We start from the raw sequence: 25,791 nt of genomic DNA, 5'->3' as shown, positions 1-25,791 counted from the left end.
CACGCAGCCAGGACTCAAGCACCTCCAGGTCACCCTCACGCACAACCAGTCCAGGAGCAGGTCTATTCGCCATACCCCCATCATCCTAAGCACCAACCACAAAACAACTAACGACACGCGACACTAGAGACTCCGGGGTGGTACCACTTAGCTGCTTCGACTTTGGCGCTGCCAGTTCGGGCAGCATTGTCGAGGGCTGGAGCGAGGTCTGTGTCCCGGGAGGCGAGAACCACGACGTCGTACATGCCGCAGCGAGCCAAGTCGACGAGCGTCAAGGAGCATAGGACATCGACGCCCTTTTCTTGTCTCGATGCGCGGATAGGTTGCTTGACTCCATCGATGTACTCCCATGAGTACTTCAGCGGCCGCAGCGTCACGTTGACTACTCCGTGATGCCCTCGGGTCCACTGTGCCTTCTGGGCTTGGTTACGCCGGTATGCATCGCTGTCATCCTCCGGGATCGGTAGGCCCCGAAAGACCTCAACTCTGGAGACCTCGACCTGGTAGGCATCGTCGTTCTTCGCGTTGCGGGCGCGGGCAAGCTGACTGGCAAACCGGTAAGGGTCGATGAGGGCTTCCTCGGGAGGACGCCCTGGCATGTACAGGCCTGCCGCCGTGAGATGGACGTTCTGGTAGTCAACGATGACCGCCATTGTGAGGGCCACGAGTAGCCTCCTACAAAGAAAAATAGACCCCGCCAGTCCCGGAGGACGGCGGGGAGTTATGGGTTCAGATTAGAGGTTCTCTGCGCTCTGGACCAGATAACGCATATGTGACTCACATCACATAGTTGTTCGATGGTAGGCGTGTGCTCTCACGAGTTCGGTCTCGGACCGCCGCGGTGATGTCGGTGATGTCACTGCCCTCATCACATGCCTGGCGCGCGGACGCACCATAGGGCTCGCGGGCTGACCCACCAAGGTAAGTCGCCGGGCCTGATGGTGCGTCCGCGGCGCGGATGAGGCCGCTGTCCGCGACGTGGGGCCGATGTCTGCGAGGGGACCGTCCCCCGCCTCAGCGGCGGGAGAAGCGAGCCAGGAGGATGCCGGCGGTCACCACGCCTCCGGCGACGGCGGCCGCCTTGGTGAGCGTGGAGGTCGCCTCGGCGTCACCCTGCCGGGCTCGCTCCCAGGTCTGCTCAGCCTGATCGGCCAGCCGGCGGGCCTCCTCGCGGAGCCGACCGGCGCCGGCCGCAGCCTGCTCGCGCAGCCGGTCCGCCCTCGCCGTGGCCTGCTCGCGCAGGTGCTCGCCGGCCTCCCGCGCCTGGGTGCGCGGGTCCACTCGGGCGGCGAACTCATCGACGCTCGCCGCCAGAGCCACCCGCTGGGCACGCAGCCGCTCCTCGATCTGTTCGGGGCTCAGCGGCTCGGCGCCGGTCTCCTCAGCGCCGCCGGCGCCACCGGCATCGGACACGCCGGTCTGCGAACCGCTGGTCATGACCGGCCCGCCCGGGAGCGGGAGAAGGCCTTGACCGCGGCCACGGTGGCCGTGACGCTCAGCCCGGCCAGCGCCAGGCCCGCAACCGTCACGATCCCCAGCGAGGCGGGGTCTCCGTCACGGGCGTCGTCGAACAGGCGGCCGACCCGCTCACCGAGGGTCATCGTGCCCGGCTCGTAGGAGTCCACCCCGCCGTCGGGGTCGGTGCCCCCGCCGACCAGGGAGGCCAGGCGGCTCTTGACCTGCCCGACCGCGTCCTCGGCCTTGCCGACGGCCTGGCTGCGCAGGTCCTGGACCTTCTCGCGGGCCTTGAGTTTGGCGACCCTGGCCAGGTTGTTCGGGGCCAGGCGCGCGGCGAGTTCGTCGACGTCGGCGGCCAGCGCCTGACGCCGGGCGGCCATGTCGGACAGGACGGCGTCAGCGGACGGCTCTGCGGGCGTGGGTGCTGCGTTGGTGCTCACTTGGCGTTCCCCCTCTCCAGGCCGGAGGCGACGGCGCCCTTGACGGTGTTGACCGACTCCATCAGGCCCTCCTGCGGCGTGGGGGCGCTCTCCTTGGCCGCCTGGAGCCGCTTGACGCCCACCAGGGCCAGCGGCACGGCGATGACGGTGAGGATCAGCGCCACCACGAGGAAGGCCGCCCACAGGGGCATGACGTTGGACAGCCCCGACGTCAGCGACCCCAGCAGCAGTCCGAAGATGAACAGGGCCAGGACCCCGGCGGCGCCGAGCAGCCCGGCCCCCAGACCCATCTCCTTGGCCATGCGCTGGCCCTTGGCCTTGGCCAGGTCGATCTCGCCGCGCACCAGCGCTGAGATGTTCTCCGAGATACGGGCGATGAGCTCACCGAGCGTGGGCTGGGACCCGTTGGTCCCCCGAGGAGGCACGGCGGAGGCCGACGGCGTCGCCTGCGACGGCGGGGGAGGTGGCTGGTTGTTGGGCATGAACGGACCTTCTCGTGTGAGGTGCAGCGTTGGGTGCAGTCGACTGACTGCCAGGCGGCGGGATCGCGACAGTGGGACGACCCTCCGACCCAAGAATCTCACAGCGCGCGCCATCGTGGAACAACGCAGGCCCGGGCGGGTTTGTAGGTTTGCTGGATGAGGCCCGCCTTTCGCCACCGGCGATCTGCGCAGACGCGCACTACTCCTGGTTCCAGGCCTGCCAGAGGCTCGCGTACTCCCCGCCGAGCGCCACGAGCTCGTCGTGGGTGCCCAGCTCCACGATCCGCCCGTCCATGACGACGGCCACCCGGTCGGCGTCCTGCGCCGTGTAGAGGCGGTGGGCCACCTCGATGACGGTGCGCCCGGCCAGCGCCGTGGACAGGGTCCGCTCCAGGGTGCGCGCGGCGCGCGGGTCCAGCAGGGAGGTGGCCTCGTCCAGGATGAGCGTGTGCGGGTCCAGCAGCACCAGGCGGGCCAGCGCCACCTCCTGGGCCTGAGCCGGCGTGAGGCTCAGGTGCCCCGAGCCGACCATCGTGTCCATGCCCTCGGGCAGCTCGTCCACCCAGGCGTCGGCCCCGATGGCCTCGATCGCCTCGCGGATCGTGTCGTCGGAGGCGCCCGGGCGCCCCAGGCGCACGTTGTCCGCCACGGACCCGACGAACACGTGGTGCTCCTGGGTCACCAGGGCCACGTGGCGGCGCAGCTCGTCCTCGGTGAGGTCGGTCAGCGCCACCCCGCCCACGGTGACGCTCCCGGAGGTGGGCGGGTTGATGCCCGCCAGCATGCGCCCCAGCGTCGACTTGCCCGAGCCCGAGGGCCCGACGACGGCCAGCCGCTCCCCGGGAACGAGCTCCAGGTCGATCCCGTGGAGCACCTCGACGCCCTCCCGGTAGGAGAAGCGCACGTCGTCGAGCACCATCCGCGTGCCGTCGGGCTGCTCGCCGGTGGGGGCGCGGTCGTCGGGGACCTCCTCAACACCCAGGATGCGGGACAGGGAGGCCTGGGCGATCTGGACCTGGTCGATCCAGAACATGAGCTGGCCCACCGGCTTGCGCAGCTCCATCGCGTAGAGGGTGACCGTGGTGATCGCCCCCAGGGTCGCGTAGCCGCGGGCCGCCAGGAACCCGCCCCACAGGAGGATGACGACGACGGGCGCTCGCCAGGCGACGTCGAGCACCATGAACAGGCGCACCCGCAGCATCGCCGTGTAGCGCTCCAGGGACCAGGCCTCCTTGATGGAGGCCATGATGGCCCGCTCGCGGCGCGCCCCGATCCCCAGCGCGTCCACGGTCTCGGCGTGCTCGACCGTCTCGGAGACCGCGCCGTTGAGGCGGGCCTGGGCGGCCGACTCGGCCCGGTAAGCGGGGATGGAGATCGGCAGGTACCAGCGCATCATCGACCACACCGGCGGGGCGATGATGAGCAGCCCGAGCGCCAGGATCGGGTCGGCGAAAGCGGCCGCAAGCACTGTGAAGACGATCGTCACCACGCACACGAGGATCTGGGGGATGCCCACCCGCACGAGGAACTCGATGCGGGAGACGTCGGTGGTGGTGCGCCCCACGAGGTCGCCGGTGCCGGCGGACTCCACGGCGCTCAGTGGCAGGTGCACCACCCGGTTCATCATGCGCTCGCGCAGGTCGGCGAAGACCGACTCGCCCAGGGTCCGGGCGTACTTCTGGGCGAAGCGGTTGATGAGTGCCCCCACGAGGGTGACGACGATGATGGTCAGCACGATCCGGTCCACGTAGCCGGCGTCGGCCCGCCCGGCCGAGACCCTCCCCACCAGGCGCCCCAGCAGCTGGGGGGCCACGAGCGTGGACAGGACGGCCACGATCTGGAGGGCCAGCACGACGGCGAAGCGCCACCGGTAGGAGGCCATGATCCGGAAGGTCTTGCGCATGGCGACCGCTCCAGGTGCGACGGGAAGCGCCATCAGCAGCTCACCTCCGCGTCCTCTCCCAGGGCCCGGGAGACGACGGCACGGTAGTCGGCCGCCTGCGCGTCGCCGGAGCGGGCCAACGCCATGAGCTCGCGGTGCGTGGAGCGCAGGAGCTCGGTCCCGCTGGAGTCGAGGAAGACGACCTCGTCGCAGGCCTCCAGGACGAGCGGGGAGGCGGTGACGACGACGGTGGTGCGCCCGGTGCGGGAGCGGTGCACCTGGTTGGCGACCCGGGCCTCGGTGTGGGAGTCCAGGGCGGAGGTCGGCTCGATGAGCACGAGCGTGGGTGCCTCGGTGAGCAGGGCCCGGGCCAGGGTCACGCGCTGGCGCTGCCCGCCGGACAGGGACCGGCCCTTCTCGGTGATCATCCCGGCCAGGCCCTCGCTGAGCGAGGTCAGGACGTCGCCGGCGTCGGCGATCTCGATGGCCTCCAGCAGGCGGTCGTCGCCGGGCGCGTGGCGCTCCTGGGCACGGACCTGCTGGTCGACGTCGGCCCCGGTGGTGCGCTCGGCCTCGGCGTGCACGAGCTCCTTGACGTCCGCCGGCCGCGGGTCTGGGCCGCCGCGCACGTCGAGGGCCTCGCGCAGGGTCCCGGTGAAGAGCTGGGCGGTCGCTCCGGCCACGACGATGCTGGCGCGCACCTGGTCCAGCGGCATGGTGGTCAGGGGCCTGCCCGCCAGGGTGACGGTGGGCCCGGAGTCGGTGAAACGGCCCAGGCGCGTGGCCAGCTCGGCCGAGACCTCCGGGTCCGGGCAGACCAGGGCCGTCATGCGGCCCTCCTTCAGGCGCAGGTCGCTGCCGGTGTCCACCAGGTCGCCGCTGAGGGGGTGGGCGGCGGCGGGGTCCAGGTCGAGGCGCTCCACGAGGCTGCCGGCCGCCGGCGTCACCTGCAGCAGGCGGCTCAGGCGCCGGGCCCCGACGATGGCCCGGGTGTAGTCCTGCACGGAGTTGGTGAAGACCCACAGCGGCCAGGACAGGTAGGCGGTGTAGCCGTAGAAGGTGATGAGCCCGCCGGGGGTGAGGCTGCCGGCCACGGCCATGCGGGCGGCGATCCACACGACCACGGCGGCGAAGAGCCCGGGCAGCAGCACCTGGAGGATCATGAGGGTGGCCTGGGAGGAGGCCACCTCGACGCCGCGGCGCCGCAGCTCCTGGGAGGCGTCCCGGTAGCGGCGCGCGAAGACGTCCTCCCCGCCGATGCCCCGCAGGATCCGCAGGCCCGCCACCGTGTCGGTGGTGATCGTGGTGACCGCGGACTGGGCCTCGCGCTGGACGGCCTGGCGCTTCTGCAGAGGGCGGATGACCAGGGTGACGATCGCCGCCACCAGCGGCATGCCCAGGATGACCACCAGCCCCAGGCTCACCGAGGTGCGGAGCATGAGGACCGCCACGACGATGAAGCTGGCCGCCGCCCCCAGCAGGGCCGGCAGATGCTCGATGAGATTGCCCAGATACTCGGCGTCGGAGGCGATGATGGTGGCGACCTCTCCGGTGGAGACCTGCCGGGACAGGTCCTTGCCGGTGGCGGAGACCTGCCGGCCCACGAGCCGGTCGACGTCGAAGGCCGTGCGCATCCAGGCCGTCACCCCGAAGTAGGACAGCATCGTGTCCCCGACGGCGTAGATGACGAACAGCACCAGCAGCAGGGCCCCGATCCCCCAGACGCGGGCGTTGAGGCCGTTCTCGATCCCCGCGTCGAGGGCCTGGCCCAGGAAGGCCGGCACGATCGCCTGGATGATGTTGGAGGTGCAGGCGGCCAGGGTCGCCAGCGCGACCGGCACGGCGGCGCGGCGCAGCAGCCACCGCAGAAGAGCCCCGGCCCCGATGGACGGGGGCTGGGGCAGCGGGGCGTCGGGGGCCATGGAGAGTGCGGACGGTGCGGACGGGGATGATCGGGTGGTCGGGGCGTTTCGGAACGACCGGGAGGACGGCTCGGGCATGATCGCACGAGGCTATCGGAGCCGGGGCGGGCGCGGCAGAGGGAGAACCGGTGAGATGGGAGATAGCGCGCCGGCGCCCCGGTCGGTCCCCACTGAGGGGGACGGGCCGGGGCGCCGGTGTCAGCGGACCCATCGCTGTTCCAGTGCCGGCTGGATGGCTCGGACCCGCTGACTGGCACCGTGAGGCGCCGGCGGGCATGCGGACGACGGCGGGTGCCACGAGTTGTACAGTGCCCTATCGAGTGGGTGGTTCGGTACTGACGTATCGCCTACCCGCTCGCTGTCCGGCTACTCCTCGTCGGTGTGATCCACCCGGTGTCTACTCGGTGTCTACTCGGTGTCTACTCGGTGGCGATGGCGTCCAGGACGGGGACCCGGGAGGCGCGCAGCGCCGGCCACAGGGCCGCGATGACGCCGACCACCACGGAGAGCACGAGCATGCCCACCATCTGGCTCCAGGGGATGGTCAGGGTCTTAAGACCCTGGTCCTCCAGGATCCTCTTGAGGGCCGCGGCCAGGGCCACGCCGGTCGCTCCGCCCAGCACCGTGCCGTACAGGGCGGTGAGGACCGACTCGGTGATGATCTCCCCGGCCAGCTGGGCCTTGCCCAGCCCGACGGCGCGCATGAGCCCGATCTCGCGGGTGCGCTCGGAGACCGAGAGCACCAGCGTGTTGACGATGCCCAGGATGGCGATGACGATGCTCAGGCCCAGCAGGCCGTAGAGGATGGCGAGCATCTGGTTGATCTGCTGGCCGACCTGGTCGGAGATCTCGTTGGCGTCGAGCACCGAGTACTGGTAGGTGTCGGCCACGATGTCGCGGGCCTTGCCCCGCACCGTGTCGAGGTCTGCACCGTCGTCGAGGGTGAGGAATATGCCGACGGGTGAGTCCAGGACATGGGTGGGGTCGGTGGGTGTTCCGGGTGTCGTCCACGAACCGATCCGGGCCGCTACCTCCGGGGAGACGTAGTAGTTACCGCCGGATACTTTGGGGTCGACGACGGCTCCCACCGTGACCTCCTCGGTCCCGTTCGGGCCGGTCAGCGTGACCTTGTCCCCGACCTTGAGGTTCTCGCTCTTGATCGCTGCCACGTGCGTGGCATCGATATCGTCCACGGATCCGGAGACCGGGTTGATGTCGAGGGCCTTGGAGAAGGTACTGGGTTCGATGACTCCGATAATGGCCGTTGGGTTCTGAGAGCTGTCGGGCTTGGTGGCCGCAGCGGTATAGGTGGTGTAGGAGGAGGTCTCCTTGACGCCGTCAATGTTGGTGATATCCTCCGCCTTTTGCGCGGAGAGGGTAGTCGTTCTCGAGGTCGATGTCGTGGGCTGGACGGTGAGGTCGGCCTTGAGGGACTTGTTGATCTCGTCGGCGGTCGAGGAGTTGAAGGAGGCGGCCAGCGTGGCGCCGGCGCACACCAGGGCCATGCCCACCATGAGGGCGCCCGAGGTGTTGGCCGTGCGGCGCGGGTTGTGGACGATGTTGCGCACCGCCAGGCGCCCGGACGGCCGCAGCAACCGGAAGGGAAGGCCCAGCACGGCCACCACCGGACGCGCCAGGGTGGGGGAGACGATGAGCAGTCCCAGGACGACGCCGCCCGCCCCCAGCCCCATGATGAGGCGGCGCTGCTCCAGGTCCTCGTTCACCCAGGCGGCGGCGACCGCGGCCACTCCGGCCGCCAGCAGCAGCCCGCCGATGATCGTGCGCAGGACGAGAGACTTCTCCCGCGAGCCCGACACGCCGCGCATCGCCTCGACCGGGTGGGTCAGGGCGGCCTCGCGCGCCGGCAGCAGGGCGCCGACGACGGTGACGGCCAGTCCCACCGCCAGGGAGATCGCGATGATCGGTCCGGTCAGGCCGGTGCTCTCCAGCAGCGGCATGCCCATGGCGTCGAGCAGCTTGGCCAGTCCGGCCAGGAGCCCGGCCCCCGCGGCCACACCCAGGGCGGCCCCGACCACTCCGATGACGACCGCCTGGAGGAACACGATGCCGAAGACCGAGGCTGGAGAGGCACCCACCGCCCGGAGGAGGGCGAACTCCTTGACTCGCTGGCGCACGCTCATCGCGAAGGAGTTCATGATGATGAAGGAGCCCACGAACATGGCGATGACGACGAAGACCAGCAGGAAGACCTGGATGAATCCGAGCTGGTCCTCGATGGTCTTGTTCTGCTCCTTGATGAGCTCGGCGCGGGTCTGAATCCGGGCGCCGTCGGGGAGGACCTTGGTGACCTCGGACTTGACCGTGTCCACCGAGGAGCCCTGGGCGACGTTGATCGAGATGCTTGAGACCCTCCCGTCCGGGGCGGCGATGGGCATGAGCCAGTCCGGGTCCAGGCCCACGACCGTCGCGCCGGCCATGGGCGAGTCGAAGGCGAACTCGCCGACTACTTTGACCTCGGTGGGCGAGCCCTGCAGGACGATGTGCGTGGTGTCCCCGACCTTGAGGCCGGAGTTCTTCAGGGCCCCGGACTCAAGCGCGACCTCGCCCTCGCCCCGGGGAAGATCACCCTGCACCAGCTTCCTGCCCGGCTCCTTGTCGAACATGGGCAGGAAGAGCGTGGGGGCGCCGGAGGTGGTCACGGGAGCGTCGTTGGCGCCCACCAGGACGCCGGTCATCTGGATCTCGGGGTTGGCGGCCTCGACCCCGTCGATCTGCTTGATCGTCTCGGTCAGGGAGCTGTCGACGGGCTGGGTCTGCGGCGTCGAGGAGCCGCTGCCGCCACTGGCGTCGTCATTGCCGATCTTGGGGCCCTGGACGTAGAGGTCCGAGGTGGCGGTGGAGGACACCAGCTTGGAGAAGGTCTCCGACATGGAGGCGCGCAGGGCCAGCGTGCCCGACAGGAACGCCACCCCCAGCACGACCGCGAAGGTGGTCAGGAAGAACTGCTTGGCATGGGCGCGTACGGAGCGCCAGGCGACTCGTCTCACGGCTCAGGCCCCCTTGGCTGCCTCGGCCCGGGCGCCGGCCGCGGGCGCGGACTCCGCCTCGCTCAGCTCGCGCAGGGCGTCCAGGACCCGGTCCCGGTTGGGGTCGTTCAGCTGGGCCACGACGTGCCCGTCGCGCAGGAAGATGACGGTGTCCGCCCAGGCGGCCGCCTCCGGCTCGTGGGTCACCATGACCACCGACTGCCTCAGGTCGTTGACGCTGCGACGCAGGATCTCCAGGACCTGCTCGGTGGAGTGGGAGTCGAGGTTGCCGGTGGGCTCGTCGGCGAAGACGACCGCCGGCTCACCCACGAGCGCCCGGGCGCAGGCCACGCGCTGGACCTGGCCTCCGGAGAGCTCGGCGGGCCGGTGGGACAGGCGCTCCCTGAGGCCGACGGCGTCGATCACCTGGTCGAAGCGTTGCGGGTTGACCTTCTTGCGGGCGATGTCCAGGGGCAGGGTGATGTTCTCCGCCGCCGAGAGGGTGGGAACCAGGTTGAAGGACTGGAAGATGAAGCCGATGCGCTCGCGGCGCAGGCGGGTGAGGCGACGCTGGCTCATTGAGGAGACCATGTCGCCGTCGAGCATGATCTGCCCGGAGGTCACCGAGTCCAGGCCTGCCAGGCAGTGCATGAGCGTGGACTTGCCGGAGCCGGAGGGGCCCATGATGGCGGTGAAGCGGGCGCGAGCGATGTCGACGTTGACGGAGTCGAGGGCCTTGACCGCCCCCGAGCCGCGTCCGTAGACCTTGGTGAGACTGCGGGCGGAGACTACGGGGTCGTCCACTGGCCGGTGGGGTGCGAGAACGGAGGGTGTGCTGTGTGGAGCGGGAACGGTGGTACTCATAGGTTCAGTCTGGCAGCGGCATGGTTCAGTCGAATCCTCCTACCGGAGGACCACCCCCTGACCTCTTGGCCAGTCAACCCTGATCTGCGGTAGGGGAGGTCCCTGAGACGACGGTAGGACGGCGCGGTCAACGAGGCGGAGAGGCTCGGGCCGGACGCCGGTGCCCGAAGCGGGCTTGCGCTGGTATGTCTGGTGTGTTCCGGATGGTCTGGGGCGTGACGGGCTCATGGTCGAGCGGTGGATTTCCTCGGCCGATGCCGTTTCTTGACCCTCTTGGCCGATTCGTGACTACCATCGTGGCTGATCGGCGCCTTGTGAGGGACCCATGACGGGTTTGTGACGAGCCTGATCAGTCGAGGTCACCCATACGTTCTCCCGGAAGGTCTCTGCATGGATCCGGTTCAGCTCATGATGGCCGCTCATCAGGCCGATGCGGCGGTTGCCGCCCAGACGCCGGACCAGGCCCTGCAGGCCGCGATCGCGCAGAGTCGTCCCGACCTGTGGGCGCCGCTGTCGACCAACCCCGCGGCCTACCCCGATCTGCTCGATTGGTTGGCCAGTACCGGGAACGTTGAGGTTCTGGTCATCCTTCGCGCGCGCGGCCACCTGACCGACGACGCCGCGGCCGCCTCGGCCGGCGGGACCGCTGCGGTCGCTGCCGACGTCGAGAACGGCGAGCCCGCCCCCGCTGAGCCTTCGGGCGAGGACGAGCCGGTTGAGGCGGCTCCGGCCGACGCCGATGAGGCCGACACGACCGATGAGTCCGGGGCTGATGAGCCTGAGCCGGATGAGGGTGATGAAGCCGATGAGGCCGCTGACGAACCGGTGATCGATGCCGACTCCCAGGAGGACCAGGAGTCGTCGGAGAAGCCGGCGGAGGAGCCGGCTGCTGAGGAGCGGAGCTCCGGTGAGCCTGCGGATGAGCCCGATGATGAGCCTGAGGAGCCGGCTGCTGAGGAGAACGCGGATGCCGCTGATGACCTCCCCGCCGAGGCCGACGACGCGCCGGGCACCGGGGAGCCTGTTGAGGACGCTGCGGGCCAGGACAGTGACGACCAGGGCAGTGACGACCAGGACTCGGAGGAGCCGGCTGCCGAGGACTCCGCAGCCGATGAGTCGGTCGAGGAGGAGACCGATGAGACGCCCGAAGGCACCGGGGAGGCGGAGCCTGTAGCTGAAACCGATGAGGTCGAGAGCTCCGCTGACGAGAGTGATGAGGCCGGCGTCGAGTCGGAGGCGGACGAGCAGGAGCCCTCCGACGAGGAATCCGCGGCCGACGCGCCCCGGGACGAGGCGCCGAACGATCCCGAGGCCGCCGAGGAGGCGGAGACCGCGGCCGACGCCGATGAGGCCGAGAGGACCACGGATGAGGCCGGTGATGCGGCCGCTGATGAGCCCGAGGCGGATGAGCCCGAAGCCGCCGAGGACGCGGCTGAGGACGTCTCTGTCGAGCAGGACCCCGAGACGGAGTCCGAGCCGGCCGCGGAGGATCAGATAGTCGACGAGCCTGTCCCGGTGGATGACGAGGCGGACGACGAGACTGAGTCATCGACGCCATCGACCGAGGAGGCAGGCGATGAGGCTGCGTCGTCGGGTGAGGAGGCCGGCAGTCAGACCGAGGCCTTCCCGGCCACCGAGGCCACCGCGGTCTTCGCCGCCTCGCACTGGCCCGAGGTCGACTCCGCGGCCGATCTCACGGCCTCGGCCGGGTCCGCGGCCCCGGCGGCGGGCTCCGCCGCTCCTGCCGTGGGCTCCGCCGAGTCGATCGCCATGCCCATGCCCCCGCCGCCCTCGGCCGAGGACATCGCCGCCTGGGCCGAGACCCCCAGCGGGGCGCCGTCGGGCTTCTCCGCCCCTCAGCCGGCGGTGGAGCGGGACATGTTCGGGCCCCAGATGCCGCCGCCTCAGCTGCAGAAGCAGGCGTCGGGGGCAAGCACCGGACGCCTGGTGGCGATCATCGTGGTCCTCCTCCTCGTCATTGTCGGCGCGGGAGGCGTGTGGGCCGGATCCTACTTCTCAGGCAAGGACGACGACTCCTCCGGCCGTTCGCAGGACAGGGCCGACGGCCAGGGCGACAAGCCGGACTCCGGCCAGGCCGATGCCGCGGCGACCTCGACCGCGTCGGCGCTGCCCTCAGGCACCGTCACGGCCTGCTCCAGCATGCCCGAGCTCACCGTCACCTCGGTGGAGGACGGCCAGGGCGAGCTCAAGGTCCAGGCCAACGTGACGACCTCCTGCGCCGACGGCGACTTCCTGGCCGGATCGTCCAACCAGGTCCTCATCTACAGCGCCACGAGCCCGACCGGCGGAGCGGACACCGAGCACCTCGTGGCCTCGGGCTCCTTCGACCTCTCCAGCGAGCCGCTGATCATCCCCAACGGCGGGCGGACGCTGACGCTGCGCTTCGGCGAGCAGCACTACTTCCGCACCGCCAAGGACCTCGACCTCAAGAGTCTCAAGGTCAGTCCCGCCTTCGACCGGGGCCCCCAGTCAACCGTCACCTCGGGCAGCTCAACGAACTCCCCGATGACGATCGCGTCGTCCACGAGCTCCGGCGCCAACCAGGAGCAGCAGGACGAGCAGGCCGCCGGCCAGGCCCTGCGGTGGCAGGCCGACCACGACCGCTCCGTCGTCATGAGCAAGTTCCTGGGCAAGTGGACCCCGCAGCTGTCCTCCAAGCAGGTGAACCTGTTCGCCGACGGGCAGACCTGGACCAACCGCGCGATCCTCGCCGAGTTCCTCAAGACGCGGCAGGCCGAACCGAGCGCCGTGCTCGTCAACAGCAGCGACTGGTCGGTGTTCGACGTCGGCGGATGGTGGGTGACCCTGTCCGGCGAGCTCTACGGCACCGCTGACGAGGCCAACGCCTGGTGCGACGCCCAGGGGTACGACGCCGACCACTGCCTGGCCAAGCGCATGGAGTCCAGCGGCCCGCCGCAGGGCACCACCAAGTCCCGCTGAGGCGCTGGATCGCTCCAGCGCGTCCGAGCGGTTCTCCTGGCCCACCGGCTCAGGGGGCCCCACCGGCTTCAGGACCGGAGGCCGCCCTTGAGCGCCAGGACCCGCGCGGCCGACTCATCCACCCGGGCCGCGAAGGCCGGGTCCGACTGCGCGGCGGCGACGAGTGCCTTGACCATGTCGGCGGCCACCGTCGGGTCGGCCGAGGCCAGCACGATGTCGCAGCCGGCCCGCACGGCCCGTACGGCGCGCTCGCCGGCGGCGACGCCCTGCACCTGGACGGCGGCCGAGACGTCGTCGGTGATGACCACGCCGGAGAAGCCCATCTCCGTGCGCAGCATGTCGGTGACGATCGTCGAGGAGAAGACGGCCGGCGCCGAGGCGTCGATGAGCGCGTAGGTCGCCGAGGAGACCATGATGACCTGAGCGCCGGCGGCGATGGCGGAGGCGAAGACGCCGACGGCGGCGTCAGAGCTGCGGGTCGTGGTGCGGTCGACGACGTCGGCCGAGGTGTCCGTGTTGGCCGTGACCCGCCCCAGGCCCGGGAAGTGCTTGTAGGTGGGGATGACGCCGGAGGCCTGCATCCCCTCGGCGAAGGCGCCGGCCTGGGAGGAGACGGTGGCGGCGTCGTGGCCGTACTCGCGGCCCCAGCGGCCGATGGGCTCGTTGGTGGTCGGCCGGGCGATATCGACCAGGTCGGCGACCGGGGCCAGGTTCATGTTCACGCCGGCGTCGGCCAGTTCCTTGCCCCACGTGCGCGCCGAGGCCGCCAGCTGATCGCGCGGCTGGGTCGACTGGTCCATCGCCGAGGGGATGTCGGAGAAGCCCGAGCCCGACAGGACCTGCACCTCACCGCCCTCCTGGTCCGTGGCCACGAGCATCGCAGTGCCGTGCGTGGTGTCGGGGCCGACCTTTGAGGTGAAGGTGCTGATGACCTTCTGCGTCGCCTGGCTGCCCGCCGTGGCGCGGCCGGCGATGAAGATGTTGCCGACGTGATGGCTCGCGACGGCCTCGGTGGAGGCCTGCGCGGGGGAGGCGGCATCGACCCCGACCATCATGAGCTGGCCGACCTTCTCCTCCAGGCTCCAGCCCTCCAGCGCCCCGGCGCTCGCGGTGGTGGGGGACGGGGTCGTCTCGCTCGCGGCCGCGGTGGGAGACGGTGCGGCGGTCGACGGCGGCGGCGTTGGCGCCGCGGCGGTGGGCGTCGCGCTGGGGGAGGAGCCCCCGGCCGGCGAGGAACCGGGCAGGAGGGAGCATCCCGCCAGTGAACCGGCGCCCAGCAGGGTCGCCAGAAGCACTGGCCGTCGACTCATGTGGTACTGCGGGGACCCGCTCGGGTCGGTGGTGGCGGGAGGCTCCCCCGCACCCGGAGCGGCAGGCCGGTGGCGGTCGTTCATGCCGGCCACACTAAGGCAGGCCCCGGGGCGAGCGCGAGGTCATTGGCTCTCACGGTCGGTCTATTCCCGGACCCGGCCGCTCCGGTGGCCCCGGCCTTGCCGCTGTGCCCCGGCGCATCCTTAATCGGCAGCGTCTCCGGTGCTGTCTCCGGCGCTACTCCCAGCCCAGCTCGTGGAGGCGCTCGTCGGGGATGCCGAAGTGGTGGGCCACCTCATGGATGACGGTCACCGTGATCTCCTCCACCAGCTCCTCTCGGTTGGTGCACCAGCGCTCCAGCGGCCCGCGGAAGATGAGGATGCGATCGGGCAGCACCATGGACCAGCCCTCGTCGCGCTCGGTGAGGGGGACGCCGTCGTAGAGCCCCAGGAGCGTGGGCAGCCCGGCGTCGTCGTAGTCCTCCTCGGTGAGCATCTCCGGGTCGGGCTCGTCCTGGACGAGGACGACGACGTTGTCCATCGCCTCGGCCAGGTCCGCTGGGATCTGGCCCAGGGCGTCTCCGACGACGTCCTCGAAGTCCTGCTCCGACATCCGCCCCGGTGCCTGTTCCGACTCTTGCTGGTGCGCTTGGCTCACGGGGCCAGCCTGCCAGAACGCGCGGGTCTGGCCGACCCTCCCCGTGGTCTGGAATCCCGCCGAGAACCGAGCGGTGAGGAGGGTCACGCCGCTGGGATTTGCGCTGCGGAAGACTGGCCCTTTAGTGTTCATCCCGGTTCGAGGCGCGACGACGTCGAAGGCCCCTGGCCCCCATCGTCTAGCGGCCTAGGACCCCGCCCTTTCACGGCGGTAGCACGGGTTCGAATCCCGTTGGGGGTACGGATTCGCACAAGTGAATAACCACAGTGAATTCACACTGGCCTCGTGGCGCAGTTGGTTAGCGCGCCGCCCTGTCACGGCGGAGGTCGCGGGTTCAAGTCCCGTCGAGGTCGCGGAAAGGATTGGTCCGATCAGAAATGGTCGGGCCGATTCCATCCCAAGGCTCTGTAGCTCAGTTGGTAGAGCGTTCGACTGAAAATCGAAAGGTCACCGGATCGACGCCGGTCGGAGCCACTGCGAGAGGCCCGGAACCCACAAGGTTCCGGGCCTTCGCTCATGCGCCGTGCGGGCTTCCAGTCGGAGTGGGCGGTCAGCGCATCCTGCGCCAGGCGGTGCGGGCGCTGCGAGCGCTGACGAAGATCCAGAAGGCGATGGCGGCGACCGGCCAGATGATCCAGGAGATGTCCCAGGCCTTGAAGATGAAGCTCCACAGCAGGTAGATGGCGACCATGGCCGGCCAGTAGATGCTGGCCACGAAGGTGATGAAGGGATCGTCCTCGTCCTCGTCCTGCTCGTTGCGCTGCCAGGCGGCGTAGTCGCCGGCGGGCGTGGGTGCGGGGGCGGGGGCGGTGGGCCGACTGGGCTCGGTCGGCGCGGTCGGTGCGCCACCCGCGGGGGCGGCCTGCGGGGCGCCGCCGGGCTGGATGTCCTGGGCGATACCCAGCACCGGAGCCAGCTCCTGAAGGTTGCCGAAGTCGGTGATGACCTGTCCGACCGCCTCGTTGTGGGTCTTGCCCTGGGCGATGGCGTCGTTGTAGGCGTCCTCCATCATGGCGCGCAGCTCGCCGCGGGCCTCGGTCAGGCGCGGTGAGGCCGGGTAGGGGGCGAACATGTTGTCCAGGAAGGTCTCGGTGGTGTCCATCAGCGGGCTCCTTTCGCGAAGCGGTCGACGAGGGTCTTGGTGTCCTCCCACTCGGAGACCTTGGCGGCCAGGTGGGCGGTGCCTTCGGAGGTGAGGCGGTAGTAGGTGCGGGACTTGCCGGAGTCGGACACTCCTGCGTAGGAGGCCGCCAGACCGGCCGACTCCAGGCGTTTGAGAGCCGTGTAGAGCGTGGTCTGCTTGATGGTGTACTCGCCGTCGGCAACCTCGGTGATGGTCTTGGCGAGATCGTAGGCGTAGGACGGCTGTCGCTTCAGCAGCGACAGGACGATGAGGTCGATGTAGCCGCGAATGGCGTCCGCGCTGATCATGTGAGCCCTCCTTCCATGAGGCGTGGCTGGTGGGGGCGGGCGGCCCCGGGATCCTTGTGTGCATCTAACGTACTACGGCACACGTAGTACGTCAAGAGGAAGACGTGGGTGGGCGGCCGCACGCGGTGAGAGCAAGCCTTTTCGTTGTCAGCGTGCGACATCGTGCCCGTGGCCGTTCGTCACAGCCCGGGCACAGCCCCGCTGCCTAGGCTGGACCCATGCTCGTTGCAGCCACCACCACTCCCGCGACCCCCAGCGCGGATCCCTCGGCCACGCCGACACCGACCCCCACGCCCGCCTCCGGTCCTACAGGCGTGCCGTCCGTCAACGTCGATGAGACCGTCAAGGTGGTCGCCAAGACGACGAACGATCTGGTCGCCATCGGCTGGCAGGCAGGCGTCGGCGCCCTCATCGGCATCCTGATCGCCGTCGTGGCCGTGGCGATCCTCGGCTTCATGGGCAGGCGGGGCAGGCGCCGGCTCCTGTACCGCGAGATCGTGGACTTCGGGCGCCGGCCCGCCTACGCCGTCGGCGCCATGACCGGGGCGTTCCTGGGCACGCGGGTCGCTCTGACCGGGCTGCGACAGACCAAGGACGACTCGACGACGATGGTCATCATCGAGCGCGGGGTGACCATCGCCCTCATCTTCGCGGTGACCTGGCTCGTCGTCGCCTTCGCCAAGGCCATCGAGTCCACCGTCGTCAAAGGGGTGCAGGCCAGCGAGAACCAGGGGCGCGCCAATCGGGTGACCACCCAGAGCCAGATCATCCGGCGCGTGGCCGAGGCGGTCATCATCATCGCCGGGCTCGTCGCCGCCATCATGACCTTCCCCAGCGTCCAGCTCGCCATGGGCTCCCTGCTCGCCTCGGCAGGTCTGGCCTCCGTCATCGCCGGTATGGCCGCCCGCTCCATGCTCGGCAACGTCTTCGCCGGACTCCAGCTGGCCACCACCGACGCCATCCGCGTGGACGACATCGTCGTCGTCGACGACGAGCAGGGCACCATCGAGGAGATCACCCTGACCTACGTGGTCATGCGGACCTGGGACGAGCGGCGCCTCATCCTGCCCTCGACCCACTTCACCGAGAACCCCTTCGCCAACTGGACGCGCGGCGGCTCCCAGAGCACCGGCACCTTCACCCTCGACCTGGACTGGCGCGTTCCCGTCGCCGCGATGCGCGCCGAGCTGGCCCGGCTCGTGGCCGCCTCGACCGTCTGGGACGGGCGGCAGGCCTCCCTGGAGGTCTCCGACGCCGTCGGCGACCACGTCACCGTGCGCGTGGTCCTCACCGGGGCCAACCCCGGCGACGTCGGCGCCCTCAAGTCCTATGTGCGCGAGGAGCTGGTCACCTGGCTGCAGCGCGAGGCCCCCTACGCCCTGCCGCGCACGCGAGTGGAGGTCGATCAGGTCGAGGTCACCCAGGACCTCAGCCCCGAGGAGGTGGCCCGCACGGCCCAGGAGATCGTCGCCAAGCAGAAGGCCGAGGCCGACGCCGCCGCCAGGACTCCAGCCGATGCCGGTGCTGAGGACGTCGGGACCACGGAGGCCGAGGGCGAGAGCGCGGCTCACGGCCTGGGGGCCCGGCGCGCCGTCACCCTGGGGCGCGCCATGGGGCGCTCTCTGCTGCACCGCGCCCGGCGCGGGGGCCTGGGCCCGCGCTGACCCTGGCCGGCGGGCTGCCAGGGCTGTCCCGGGTGCGGCCGGCCGCCGTCGGCCCCGCTACGTTGCCGACAGCCTGCCGGATGGGTGCGTTTTCGCTGCGTGAACGCGGTTCGCCCGGCGTCGTCGGGCGGGCACGATGAGACCATGAGTACCAACATCAGCGGAGAGCCGTCCGAGGCGCCCACCTCCACGCCCTCCGACCCGACCGTCGACCTGGAGGCCGCGGCGCGCACCGACGCGCAGTGGCGCGCCGCCCTGAGCCCCATGGAGTACCACGTGCTGCGCGAGGCCGGCACCGAGCGGCCCTTCACCGGGGCCCTGCTCGACGAGCACCGTGAGGGCGTCTACCGCTGCCGCGGCTGCGGCGCCGAGCTGTTCCGCTCCACCACCAAGTTCGACTCCCACTGCGGGTGGCCCTCCTTCTACGACCCCTCCAGCCTCGAGGCCGTCACCCTGAGCACCGACACCTCCCACGGCATGGTGCGCACCGAGGTCCGCTGCGCCGCCTGCAACAGCCACCTGGGGCACGTCTTCGATGACGCCCCCCAGACCCCCACCGGCCAGCGCTACTGCATGAACTCCGTCAGCCTCACCTTCGAGGAGGAATGAGCATGATCCGGGTCCTGAGCCTCAACCTCCAGCACGGCCTGCCCGGCGCCGGGGCCGGGGACGGCAGTGCCGCCACCGGCTCGCTGGCCGGCGCCGACATCTCCGACCCGGCCACCGCCCGCGCCGTCATGCGGGCCACGGCCGAGCAGATCGCCGAGCTGGCCCCCGACGTCGTCGCCCTCCAGGAGGTGGACCTGGGCCAGGCCCGCTCCGGGCGCCTGAACCAGGCCGCCTTCCTGGCCGAGGAGCTGGGGATGCCCACCTGCCGCTTCGCCGCCAGCTACGCCGGGCCGGTGGTGGGCCTGCGGCGCCAGCCCCTGCGCAGCGCGCTCAGCTCACCGACCGACGACGTCTTCGGGCTGCTGCGCGCCGCCGTCGGAGCCGGGCCGATCGGCTACGGCAACGCCCTCATCTCCCGCTTCCCGGCCGCCGGCTGGCACGTCAAGCGCCTGGGGCGCGGGGCCTCCAGCGTCGAGAAGCGCGGCGAGCGCGCCTGGGACCCGCGCTCCTACCACGTGTCCACCGCCTCCCACCGTGTCATGGTGGCCGCCACCCTCGACCTGCCCGAGGAGGTCGGCGGGCCGGTCCGGCAGCTGTCGGTCGCCTCCACGCACCTGGCGACCCGCGGATCCATGGCGGCCCGACAGCTCGCCGCCGCCTGGGGGGCGCTGGCCGGGCTGCCCGGACCTCACCTGCTCGTGGGAGACTACAACCTCAGCGCCGAGCAGGTCAGTGCCCTGGGACTGGGGCGGACCGTGGGGGAGGGGCTCACCTTCCCGGCCGCCGGCCCCACGCGGCGCATCGACCACGTCCTGACCGACCTGTGGCCCACCGGCCCCGACGGCCTGCCGCTGTCGGACGAGGCGGCCGTTGCCGCTGCCGCCGCGGGGGCGGAAGGAGGCGGAGGCCCGCTGCTGCGCGCCGTGGACTGGGGGACGGCCTCCTTCATCATCTCCGACCACGTCGGCACCTGGGTGGACCTCGAACCCGTCGGCTAGCGGCCCTGCTGCCGATCCTCGCCCGTGCGGTCGTGGGGTAAGGCTCGCGGTCGTACCCTCTACCCCTCGAACGCGCGACCTACCCTACGAACTCGAGACCGGGCGGCCCGCCCTCCTGTCCTCGAACTATCATCGCTGTCAGGACGGCTGATGACAGGGGGTGGCTATGGCCGACGTCGTGGCGGGGCTGGCCGTCTTCGGCGCCGTCATCGCCGTCGGCTGGCTGCTGGTGCGCGCCCGGGCCGTGCCCGCCGACGCCGACGGGGTCCTCACCCGCGTCTGCTTCTTCGCCGCCACCCCGGCGCTGCTCGTGACCACCCTGAGCCGGGCCGACCTCACCGCCGTCGTCTCACGGGCCACCGCCGTGGCCGTGGCCGCAGAGCTCGCCGCCATCGTCTCCGCCTGGTGCCTGCACCGCCTCGTGCTGCGGCGCACCACCGCCGAGGCCACGATCGGCGCGCTGGCCTCCGGCTACGTCAATGCCGCGAACCTGGGGATCCCGGTGGCCGTCCTCGTCCTGGGGGACGCGGCCACGATCGCCCCGATCCTCCTGCTCCAGCTCCTCGTGCTGACTCCCGTCACCTTCACCGTGCTCGACGCCGTCACCCGCCGCGGCAACCCGTCTCGCCTGGCGACCCTGAGCGTTCCGCTGCGCAACCCGCTGCTGTGGGGCGTCGTGGCCGGGACCGCCGCGAACCTGAGCGGGATGAACCTGGAGGACTGGTGCGGGGGCTACCCGGCTCAGGGCCTGGAGATGCTCGGGCGGGTTGCCGTCCCGCTCATGATGCTGGCCCTGGGCATGAGCCTGGCCGGGGCGCCCAGGCCGCTCCAGGACCCCGAGTCGGGCGAGCCCGGCCGGGGTACTCGGTCAGCCCGAGTCGTTGGGACGGACCAGGGCATCCACGCGGCTCAGCAGGCGGCCGCGGCTCGCCCACTCCGGGTGGGCGGGTCTTGGGTCTCTGGCGCGGTGTCGGCATCGGCGCGGCGCGTGAGCCGGCGCAGCGGCCTGTGGCCGGCCGTGGTCTGGAAGCTGGCCGTCATGCCGGGGCTGGCCGTCGTCGTCGGGCTGGCCGCGGGCCTCGGCGGGGCACAGCTGCTCGTCCCCGTCGTCACCGCCGCCCTGCCCACCGCGCAGAACGTGTTCATGTACGCCTCGCGCTACGGGGTCGGCAAGGACCTGGCACGTGACGCGGTCCTGCTGACGACCGCCGGGTTCGTGCCCGTGGTGCTGCTCGCCGCCGCGATCCTGCGCTGATCCTGACTCCGCCCCTGCCCCGCTTCACCGGCGGGGACACTCGACGCCGTCGGGGACAGTTCCGCGTGGGCGGGGACATTCGACGCCGTCGGGGACAGAAATCCTGCACCCGACGGCGCGAGATGTCCCCGCCTGCGAGGACGGTGCACCCGTAGGCGTGGAATGTCCCCGGCGAGACGGCGGAAGGCCGGGCTCAGGCCAGCTCGTCGCGGGTGGGCGGGTTGGCCCCGGCGCGTGAGACCGTGACGTCGGCGATGGCCGCGGCGTGGCGCACGATCCGCTCCAGGGTCTCGGCGTCCACCGCGCGCAGCGCCTCGCGCCGGTCGGCGCCCACCAGGTCCTCGCTCCACAGGGCGTCCTCCAGGCCGCCCATGAAGGAGTCGCCGGCGCCGACCGTGTCTGCCACGACGACGCTCGGGTCGGCGGGCACCTCCAGGCGCACCCCGGAGGCGGACAGGGCCAGCGCCCCGTCCTTGCCGCGCGTGACGACCACGACGGCCGCGCCCGCCTCCAGCCAGGAGCGCAGCACCGTCTCCAGGTCCGCGTCCTGGCCGTAGAGCCAGGCGATGTCCTCGTCCGAGCACTTGACCAGGTCCGACAGACCCACGAGGCGCTCGACGATCCTGCGGGCCTCCTGCGGCTCGCCCATGAGCTGGGGACGGGCGTTGGGGTCGTAGGCGATGGTGGAGGTGGCGCGGGTCTCGCGCAGCACCTGCTCCACGGTGGCGGCGCCGGGGGAGAGGATCGCGGCGATCGACCCGGTGTGGACCAGCAGCGGCGCAGCGCCGTCGGCCAGCACGGGGCGCGGCGGGTTCCAGTCCAGGTCGAAGACGTAGGTGGCGGCGCGGTCCTCCCCGATGGTGGCCTGCGCCGTGGAGGTGCGTGCGGCGCCGTCGGCACCCGGAGCCAGACGGACCCCGGAGGCCTCCAGGTGGGCGCGCACCGCCTTGCCGCGCTCGTCGGTGCCGATCCAGCAGTGCAGCTCGGCGTCGCGGCCCAGGCGCGCCAGCCCCAGGGCGACGTTGGCGGGCGAACCGCCGGGGATGTCCACGGGCTCCTGCCCGGGGTGGATGACGACGTCGACCAGGGCCTCGCCGATGACGAGGGCGGATCCTTGACGGCCAGGTGCGGTCATGGGTGACTCCTTTGTGCGGGACCGGGGTCCGGTGGCTGTGGGCTGAGGTGAGACGGGGCGAGATGGCAGGACTGATGAGCCGGGCAGGAGGGACGCGACGGCGCGGGCCTCTGCGTGGTGGGCGTCGAGCTGGTCAGTGAGCGGAGAAGGCGGGCGGGCGGATGCGGACAGACTACCGATCCGACGCCGCTCTCAGGGCCCGTCTCGCCCAATGATGTCCGAATCTGCAGCAGAGACTCCGGTAGTGCTTCCATGAGAAACTGAGAACCGCAGGATTCCGCGGTTCTGCCGACGGGCCGAAGCGCGTGGGCGCTCCTTTGCTGCAGATGTGGACATGAGACGGGCAGGAGCGGTGATTCGGGCCCCGGGGATGCGCGACGCGGGCGCACGCCAGCAGACTGCCGGATCCGGATCTCGGGCGTCGCCGGCGTGGAGAGGCTACGGCTGGAGCGCCCGATCGGTGAGGGGCGGCCCCGTAGGAGCCTGTCAGTCCTCGGAGTCGTCCTGAGCGACGGCCGCCAGGCGGGCGCGGGCGTCATCGAGCCAGGTCTGGCAGCGCTGGGCCAGGGCCTCGCCGCGCTCCCACAGGGCCAGGGAGTCCTCCAGGGGGACGGAGCCCGCCTCGAGGCGCTGCACGACGGCCACCAGCTCCTCGCGGGCCCGCTCGTAGCTGAGCGAGGCGACGTCCTCATTGGCGCCGGAGGCACGGTTGCCCGAGGGCGCCGACGATGCTGACGCCCCTGAGGAGGGGCTGTTCTGGGCCGAGTACTCGTCCGGGTACTCGTCGGATGGGTACTGGTCGGAAAACGGGCCAGGGTTCATCTCGGAGCTCACCCGCCGATTCTCGCACGGGTCGGTCCGGGCGCCGAGCGGGTTGGGTCTGCGTCTGCGAGGCGCGAAGTGTCCGGGAGGGACGACTTTGACGGAGCCCTGCTCGAGGGGCTTTTGCATTTGTGCTGGTCAGAGCGTTTTGCTTCGGCGTCGCCTGGCTGGGGAGGCTTCAAAGTCGTCCCATACGGACAAAATCCGGGTCGGCCGGCTCAGTCGATGTTGGCCGGCCGGGGCTTGGTGGCGCCGACGACCTGGGCGACGAGCCGCCCCGAGGCCAGCACGCCCTCGATGAGGTCGCCCTTCTTGACATCCTCGGCGCTGGTGATGACCTTGCCGCCGGGGGTGCGCAGGATCGTGTAGCCGCGGTCCAGGACCCCCTGCGGTGACAGGGCGGTCAGGCGGGCGTGGTCGGCGCGCAGGTCCGCGGCCGCCAGCGACAGGCGGTGGCCGACGGCCCGGCGCATCCGGTCGCGGGCCTGATCCAGCTCGACGATCCGGTCGCGCACGATCGAGGTGGGGTCGGCCATGACCGGCCGGGCCCGCAGCTGGTCCAGCGCCGCCTGCTCGGCGTCCAGGCGCGAGGTGAGCACGGCGCGCAGGCGCTCGCGGGCCGAGTCCAGGCCGACGGTCTCCTGGGCGAGGTCGGGCACGATCCGGCGGGCCGCGTCGGTGGGCGTGGAGGCCCGGTAGTCGGCCACCAGGTCCAGCAGGGGAGAGTCGCTCTCATGACCGATCGCCGAGACCAGCGGCGTGCGGCAGGCGGCCGCGGCGCGCACGAGCCCCTCGTCGGAGAAGGGCAGCAGGTCCTCGACGGCGCCGCCACCGCGGGCCACGACGATGACGTCGACCTGAGGATCGGCCTCGAGCTCCTGGATGGCACGGGTGACCTCGCCGACGGCGCGCGCCCCCTGGACGGCGACCTCCCGGATCTCGAAGGGCAGCCCGGGCCAGCGCAGACGGGCGTTGACCAGCACGTCGTCCTTGGCCTTGGCCTGGCGGCCGCACACGAGCCCCACCTTGCGCGGCAGGAAGGGCAGGGGCCGCTTGCGCTCGGCGTCGAACAGTCCCTCGGCGGCCAGGATGCGGCGCAGCTGCTCGATGCGCGCCAGCAGGTCGCCGACGCCGACGGGCCGGATGTCGTCGGCCTGGAGCTGCAGGGAGCCGCGCTTGGTCCAGAAGGTGGGCTTGGCGCGGACGACGACGCGGGCGCCCTCGCTCAGCTCGGCGCCGGTGCGGGCCAGGACGGCGTCCAGGACGCGCGCGTAGATCGCCACCGACATGGAGACGTCGGCGTCCGTGTCCCGCAGGGTGAGGAAGGCCATGCCCGCGCCGGGGCGGCGGTTGAGCTGGATGATCTGGCCCTCCACCCACACCTGGCTCATGCGGGCGACGTACTGGTCGATCTTGGAGGACAGCAGCCGCAGCGGCCACGGGTTCTCCGCGGTGGTGAGGTTCGCGCGCGGCGCCAGCTCCTGCGGGCTCCCGTCCGCGGCGGGGCCGGGTGCTGCTCCGGGCGCCGGACCGCCGGCGGGAGAGGGCTGCGGGCTGGGCTGGGCGGGGCTCTGGCCTGTCACATGCACCACTGTGCCACGTCTGCCACTGGGGACCTGGGTCCTACTGTGGCACAGTGGTGGCCGTGACGACCATCGAGCTCGCCAGCGAGCACACCGACGCCACCGCGCCCGGGGACGCCCCGCAGATCGGCGAGGCCACTACCAAGGCCCCCACCAAGGGCGGTAAGCGGATCCTCATGGCCGCCCCGCGCGGTTACTGCGCCGGCGTGGACCGCGCCGTCGACGCCGTCGAGCAGGCCCTGGCCCACTACGGGGCGCCGATCTACGTGCGCAAGGAGATCGTCCACAACAAGTTCGTCGTCGAGGCCCTCTCCCGGCGCGGCGCCATCTTCGTCTCCGAGACCGACGAGGTGCCGGTGGGCGCTCGCGTCGTCTTCTCCGCCCACGGCGTCTCCCCGGCCGTCCACGCCGAGGCCGCCGAGCGCCGGCTGGCCACGATCGACGCGACCTGCCCGCTGGTGACCAAGGTGCACAAGCAGGCGGTGCGCTTCGCCTCCAAGGACTACGACATCATCCTGGTGGGCCACACCGGCCACGAGGAGGTCGAGGGCACCCAGGGCGAGGCCCCGGACAACATCCAGGTCGTCAACGGCCCCCACGAGGTGGACCAGGTCGAGGTGCGCGACCCCTCCAAGGTCGTGTGGATCAGCCAGACCACCCTGAGCGTGGACGAGACCCTGGAGACGGTGCGCCTGCTGCGCGAGCGCTTCCCGGAGATGATCGACCCGCCCGGCGAGGACATCTGCTACGCCACCCAGAACCGCCAGGGCGCGGTCAAGCAGATCGCCCCGCAGGTCGACCTCATGCTCGTGGTCGGCTCGGGCAACTCCTCGAACTCGGTGCGCCTCAAGGAGGTGGCCCTGGAGGCCGGGGCCGGCGCCTCCCACCGGGTGGACTTCGCCAGCGAGATCGACCCGGCATGGCTCGACGGCGTGGAGACGATCGGCCTGACCTCGGGCGCCTCGGTGCCGGAGATCCTCGTGCGCGAGGTCATCGAGCGCTTGGCCGAGTTCGGGTTCGACGACGTCGAGGAGGTGCGCACCACCACGGAGAAGATCTCCTTCTCCCTGCCCAAGAACCTGCGCGCCGACCTCATGGCCGCCCAGGGCGCTCCGGCCACCCACAAGCGCCGCGAGCCGGCCGCCGGCCACACCTGCTGACGCCCGGCGGCCCGCGGCCTTCGCGCTGGGCCTTCTGACTGCCTCGGCTTCCTCGGCCTTCTCGGTCTCCCCGGTCTTCTCCCGACGGTGCCCGGTGGCTGCCGACGACGGTCGGCCCGACGGTGGTTGAGACCGTCAGCACACGTCGGGACGCGTGAGACGGGCCAAGG

The 25,791-nt window shown here is 71.1% G+C and carries 21 protein-coding genes and 3 tRNA genes; 9 read left to right on the top strand and 15 right to left on the bottom strand.

Annotated elements, in window-relative coordinates; translation table 11 throughout:
- Positions 1–107: 107 nt before the first annotated feature.
- The 8 genes from HCR68_RS11430 to HCR68_RS11395 all read right to left on the bottom strand — a co-directional run bounded on the left by HCR68_RS11430 (position 108) and on the right by HCR68_RS11395 (position 10,035).
- Positions 108–665, bottom strand: coding sequence for an NYN domain-containing protein (locus HCR68_RS11430; RefSeq protein WP_243859079.1), 558 nt, complete (start codon positions 663–665; stop codon positions 108–110).
- A 349-nt stretch (positions 666–1,014) separates the two neighbouring features.
- Positions 1,015–1,437 carry a DUF3618 domain-containing protein gene (locus tag HCR68_RS11425; protein ID WP_167149557.1) on the bottom strand — a complete coding sequence of 141 codons (423 nt, stop codon included), beginning with the start codon at positions 1,435–1,437 and terminating at the stop codon, positions 1,015–1,017.
- Complete coding sequence (locus HCR68_RS11420) at positions 1,434–1,898, bottom strand: DUF3618 domain-containing protein (protein WP_243859078.1); 465 nt, start codon at positions 1,896–1,898, stop codon at positions 1,434–1,436. The genes HCR68_RS11425 and HCR68_RS11420 overlap by 4 nt, the downstream gene beginning before the upstream one ends.
- Complete coding sequence (locus HCR68_RS11415; protein ID WP_167149555.1) at positions 1,895–2,380, bottom strand: phage holin family protein; 486 nt, start codon at positions 2,378–2,380, stop codon at positions 1,895–1,897. The genes HCR68_RS11420 and HCR68_RS11415 overlap by 4 nt, the downstream gene beginning before the upstream one ends.
- Before the next feature lie 199 nt (positions 2,381–2,579).
- Entirely contained in the window at positions 2,580–4,316 is a 1,737-nt protein-coding gene (locus HCR68_RS11410; RefSeq protein WP_167149553.1) for an ABC transporter ATP-binding protein, read from the bottom strand.
- Positions 4,316–6,184 carry an ABC transporter ATP-binding protein gene (locus HCR68_RS11405; RefSeq protein ID WP_167149551.1) on the bottom strand — a complete coding sequence of 623 codons (1,869 nt, stop codon included), beginning with the start codon at positions 6,182–6,184 and terminating at the stop codon, positions 4,316–4,318. Before HCR68_RS11405 ends, HCR68_RS11410 begins: the two co-directional genes overlap by 1 nt.
- Positions 6,185–6,603: 419 nt before the next feature.
- The gene (locus HCR68_RS11400; RefSeq protein WP_167149549.1) at positions 6,604–9,192 is read right to left on the bottom strand and encodes an FtsX-like permease family protein; all 2,589 of its coding nucleotides are present in this window, start codon (positions 9,190–9,192) and stop codon (positions 6,604–6,606) included.
- A gap of 3 nt (positions 9,193–9,195) precedes the next feature.
- Complete coding sequence (locus HCR68_RS11395; RefSeq protein ID WP_167149547.1) at positions 9,196–10,035, bottom strand: ABC transporter ATP-binding protein; 840 nt, start codon at positions 10,033–10,035, stop codon at positions 9,196–9,198.
- Positions 10,036–10,425: 390 nt separating this feature from the next.
- On the opposite strand from HCR68_RS11395, the gene HCR68_RS11390 reads away from it, so the two are divergent.
- Complete coding sequence (locus tag HCR68_RS11390; protein ID WP_167149545.1) at positions 10,426–12,996, top strand: hypothetical protein; 2,571 nt, start codon at positions 10,426–10,428, stop codon at positions 12,994–12,996.
- Positions 12,997–13,064: 68 nt separating this feature from the next.
- On the opposite strand, the gene HCR68_RS11385 is transcribed toward HCR68_RS11390, so the two are convergent.
- Together HCR68_RS11385 and HCR68_RS11380 are read right to left on the bottom strand one after the other, a co-directional pair.
- On the bottom strand, positions 13,065–14,399 hold the full coding sequence (locus HCR68_RS11385) for a glycoside hydrolase family 3 N-terminal domain-containing protein (protein WP_243859077.1): 1,335 nt from the start codon (positions 14,397–14,399) through the stop codon (positions 13,065–13,067).
- A gap of 145 nt (positions 14,400–14,544) precedes the next feature.
- Positions 14,545–14,919, bottom strand: a complete 375-nt coding sequence (locus HCR68_RS11380) for a metallopeptidase family protein (protein ID WP_167149573.1) — start codon at positions 14,917–14,919, stop codon at positions 14,545–14,547.
- Between the two features lie 212 nt (positions 14,920–15,131).
- Between HCR68_RS11380 and HCR68_RS11375 the strand changes: the two genes are divergently transcribed.
- The 3 genes from HCR68_RS11375 to HCR68_RS11365 all read left to right on the top strand — a co-directional run bounded on the left by HCR68_RS11375 (position 15,132) and on the right by HCR68_RS11365 (position 15,438).
- Positions 15,132–15,204: transfer RNA gene (locus HCR68_RS11375), tRNA-Glu, on the top strand.
- A 39-nt stretch (positions 15,205–15,243) separates the two neighbouring features.
- Positions 15,244–15,317, top strand: a tRNA-Asp gene (locus HCR68_RS11370).
- Between the two features lie 48 nt (positions 15,318–15,365).
- Positions 15,366–15,438 (top strand) — tRNA-Phe (locus tag HCR68_RS11365).
- A 76-nt stretch (positions 15,439–15,514) separates the two neighbouring features.
- Here the strand turns inward: HCR68_RS11365 and HCR68_RS11360 are convergent.
- Both HCR68_RS11360 and HCR68_RS11355 read right to left on the bottom strand, forming a co-directional pair.
- The gene (locus HCR68_RS11360) at positions 15,515–16,066 is read right to left on the bottom strand and encodes a permease prefix domain 1-containing protein (protein WP_167149541.1); all 552 of its coding nucleotides are present in this window, start codon (positions 16,064–16,066) and stop codon (positions 15,515–15,517) included.
- A complete protein-coding gene (locus tag HCR68_RS11355; RefSeq protein ID WP_167149539.1) occupies positions 16,066–16,395 on the bottom strand; it encodes a PadR family transcriptional regulator in 330 nt (109 codons plus the stop codon). Before HCR68_RS11355 ends, HCR68_RS11360 begins: the two co-directional genes overlap by 1 nt.
- Positions 16,396–16,613: 218 nt before the next feature.
- On the opposite strand from HCR68_RS11355, the gene HCR68_RS11350 reads away from it, so the two are divergent.
- From HCR68_RS11350 to HCR68_RS11335, 4 genes are all read left to right on the top strand, one after another.
- Positions 16,614–18,059, top strand: a complete 1,446-nt coding sequence (locus tag HCR68_RS11350; protein WP_167149537.1) for a mechanosensitive ion channel domain-containing protein — start codon at positions 16,614–16,616, stop codon at positions 18,057–18,059.
- A 144-nt stretch (positions 18,060–18,203) separates the two neighbouring features.
- A complete protein-coding gene (msrB, locus tag HCR68_RS11345; protein ID WP_167149535.1) occupies positions 18,204–18,668 on the top strand; it encodes a peptide-methionine (R)-S-oxide reductase MsrB in 465 nt (154 codons plus the stop codon).
- A 2-nt stretch (positions 18,669–18,670) separates the two neighbouring features.
- Positions 18,671–19,666 carry an endonuclease/exonuclease/phosphatase family protein gene (locus HCR68_RS11340; RefSeq protein WP_167149571.1) on the top strand — a complete coding sequence of 332 codons (996 nt, stop codon included), beginning with the start codon at positions 18,671–18,673 and terminating at the stop codon, positions 19,664–19,666.
- A 166-nt stretch (positions 19,667–19,832) separates the two neighbouring features.
- Positions 19,833–20,921, top strand: coding sequence for an AEC family transporter (locus tag HCR68_RS11335; RefSeq protein WP_167149532.1), 1,089 nt, complete (start codon positions 19,833–19,835; stop codon positions 20,919–20,921).
- A 193-nt stretch (positions 20,922–21,114) separates the two neighbouring features.
- On the opposite strand, the gene HCR68_RS11330 is transcribed toward HCR68_RS11335, so the two are convergent.
- The 3 genes from HCR68_RS11330 to xseA all read right to left on the bottom strand — a co-directional run bounded on the left by HCR68_RS11330 (position 21,115) and on the right by xseA (position 24,470).
- The gene (locus HCR68_RS11330) at positions 21,115–22,056 is read right to left on the bottom strand and encodes a carbohydrate kinase (RefSeq protein ID WP_167149530.1); all 942 of its coding nucleotides are present in this window, start codon (positions 22,054–22,056) and stop codon (positions 21,115–21,117) included.
- Positions 22,057–22,542: 486 nt separating this feature from the next.
- Complete coding sequence (locus HCR68_RS11325) at positions 22,543–22,878, bottom strand: exodeoxyribonuclease VII small subunit (RefSeq protein ID WP_167149569.1); 336 nt, start codon at positions 22,876–22,878, stop codon at positions 22,543–22,545.
- A 218-nt stretch (positions 22,879–23,096) separates the two neighbouring features.
- A complete protein-coding gene (gene xseA / locus HCR68_RS11320; RefSeq protein WP_167149529.1) occupies positions 23,097–24,470 on the bottom strand; it encodes an exodeoxyribonuclease VII large subunit in 1,374 nt (457 codons plus the stop codon).
- Positions 24,471–24,514: 44 nt separating this feature from the next.
- Between xseA and HCR68_RS11315 the strand changes: the two genes are divergently transcribed.
- Complete coding sequence (locus tag HCR68_RS11315; protein ID WP_167149527.1) at positions 24,515–25,621, top strand: 4-hydroxy-3-methylbut-2-enyl diphosphate reductase; 1,107 nt, start codon at positions 24,515–24,517, stop codon at positions 25,619–25,621.
- Positions 25,622–25,791: the final 170 nt, after the last annotated feature.

The organism is Actinomyces sp. ZJ308 (assembly GCF_011752065.1).
GTDB lineage: Bacteria > Actinomycetota > Actinomycetes > Actinomycetales > Actinomycetaceae > Actinomyces.
The sequence above is the reverse complement of the archived record's forward strand: the minus strand, read 5'-3'. Positions and strand labels throughout refer to the sequence as shown.

Bases quoted from the DNA above. Each gene is read 5' to 3' on its own strand.
- HCR68_RS11425 (WP_167149557.1), bottom strand. From the start codon at position 1,437: ATGACCAGCGGTTCGCAGACCGGCGTGTCCGATGCCGGTGGCGCCGGC.
- HCR68_RS11415 (WP_167149555.1), bottom strand. From the start codon at position 2,380: ATGCCCAACAACCAGCCACCTCCCCCGCCGTCGCAGGCGACGCCGTCG.
- HCR68_RS11410 (WP_167149553.1), bottom strand. From the start codon at position 4,316: ATGGCGCTTCCCGTCGCACCTGGAGCGGTCGCCATGCGCAAGACCTTC.
- HCR68_RS11405 (WP_167149551.1), bottom strand. From the start codon at position 6,184: ATGGCCCCCGACGCCCCGCTGCCCCAGCCCCCGTCCATCGGGGCCGGG.
- HCR68_RS11395 (WP_167149547.1), bottom strand. From the start codon at position 10,035: ATGAGTACCACCGTTCCCGCTCCACACAGCACACCCTCCGTTCTCGCA.
- HCR68_RS11390 (WP_167149545.1), top strand. From the start codon at position 10,426: ATGGATCCGGTTCAGCTCATGATGGCCGCTCATCAGGCCGATGCGGCG.
- HCR68_RS11380 (WP_167149573.1), bottom strand. From the start codon at position 14,919: ATGTCGGAGCAGGACTTCGAGGACGTCGTCGGAGACGCCCTGGGCCAG.
- HCR68_RS11360 (WP_167149541.1), bottom strand. From the start codon at position 16,066: ATGGACACCACCGAGACCTTCCTGGACAACATGTTCGCCCCCTACCCG.
- HCR68_RS11355 (WP_167149539.1), bottom strand. From the start codon at position 16,395: ATGATCAGCGCGGACGCCATTCGCGGCTACATCGACCTCATCGTCCTG.
- HCR68_RS11350 (WP_167149537.1), top strand. From the start codon at position 16,614: ATGCTCGTTGCAGCCACCACCACTCCCGCGACCCCCAGCGCGGATCCC.
- msrB (WP_167149535.1), top strand. From the start codon at position 18,204: ATGAGTACCAACATCAGCGGAGAGCCGTCCGAGGCGCCCACCTCCACG.
- HCR68_RS11340 (WP_167149571.1), top strand. From the start codon at position 18,671: ATGATCCGGGTCCTGAGCCTCAACCTCCAGCACGGCCTGCCCGGCGCC.
- HCR68_RS11335 (WP_167149532.1), top strand. From the start codon at position 19,833: ATGGCCGACGTCGTGGCGGGGCTGGCCGTCTTCGGCGCCGTCATCGCC.
- HCR68_RS11330 (WP_167149530.1), bottom strand. From the start codon at position 22,056: ATGACCGCACCTGGCCGTCAAGGATCCGCCCTCGTCATCGGCGAGGCC.
- HCR68_RS11325 (WP_167149569.1), bottom strand. From the start codon at position 22,878: ATGAACCCTGGCCCGTTTTCCGACCAGTACCCATCCGACGAGTACCCG.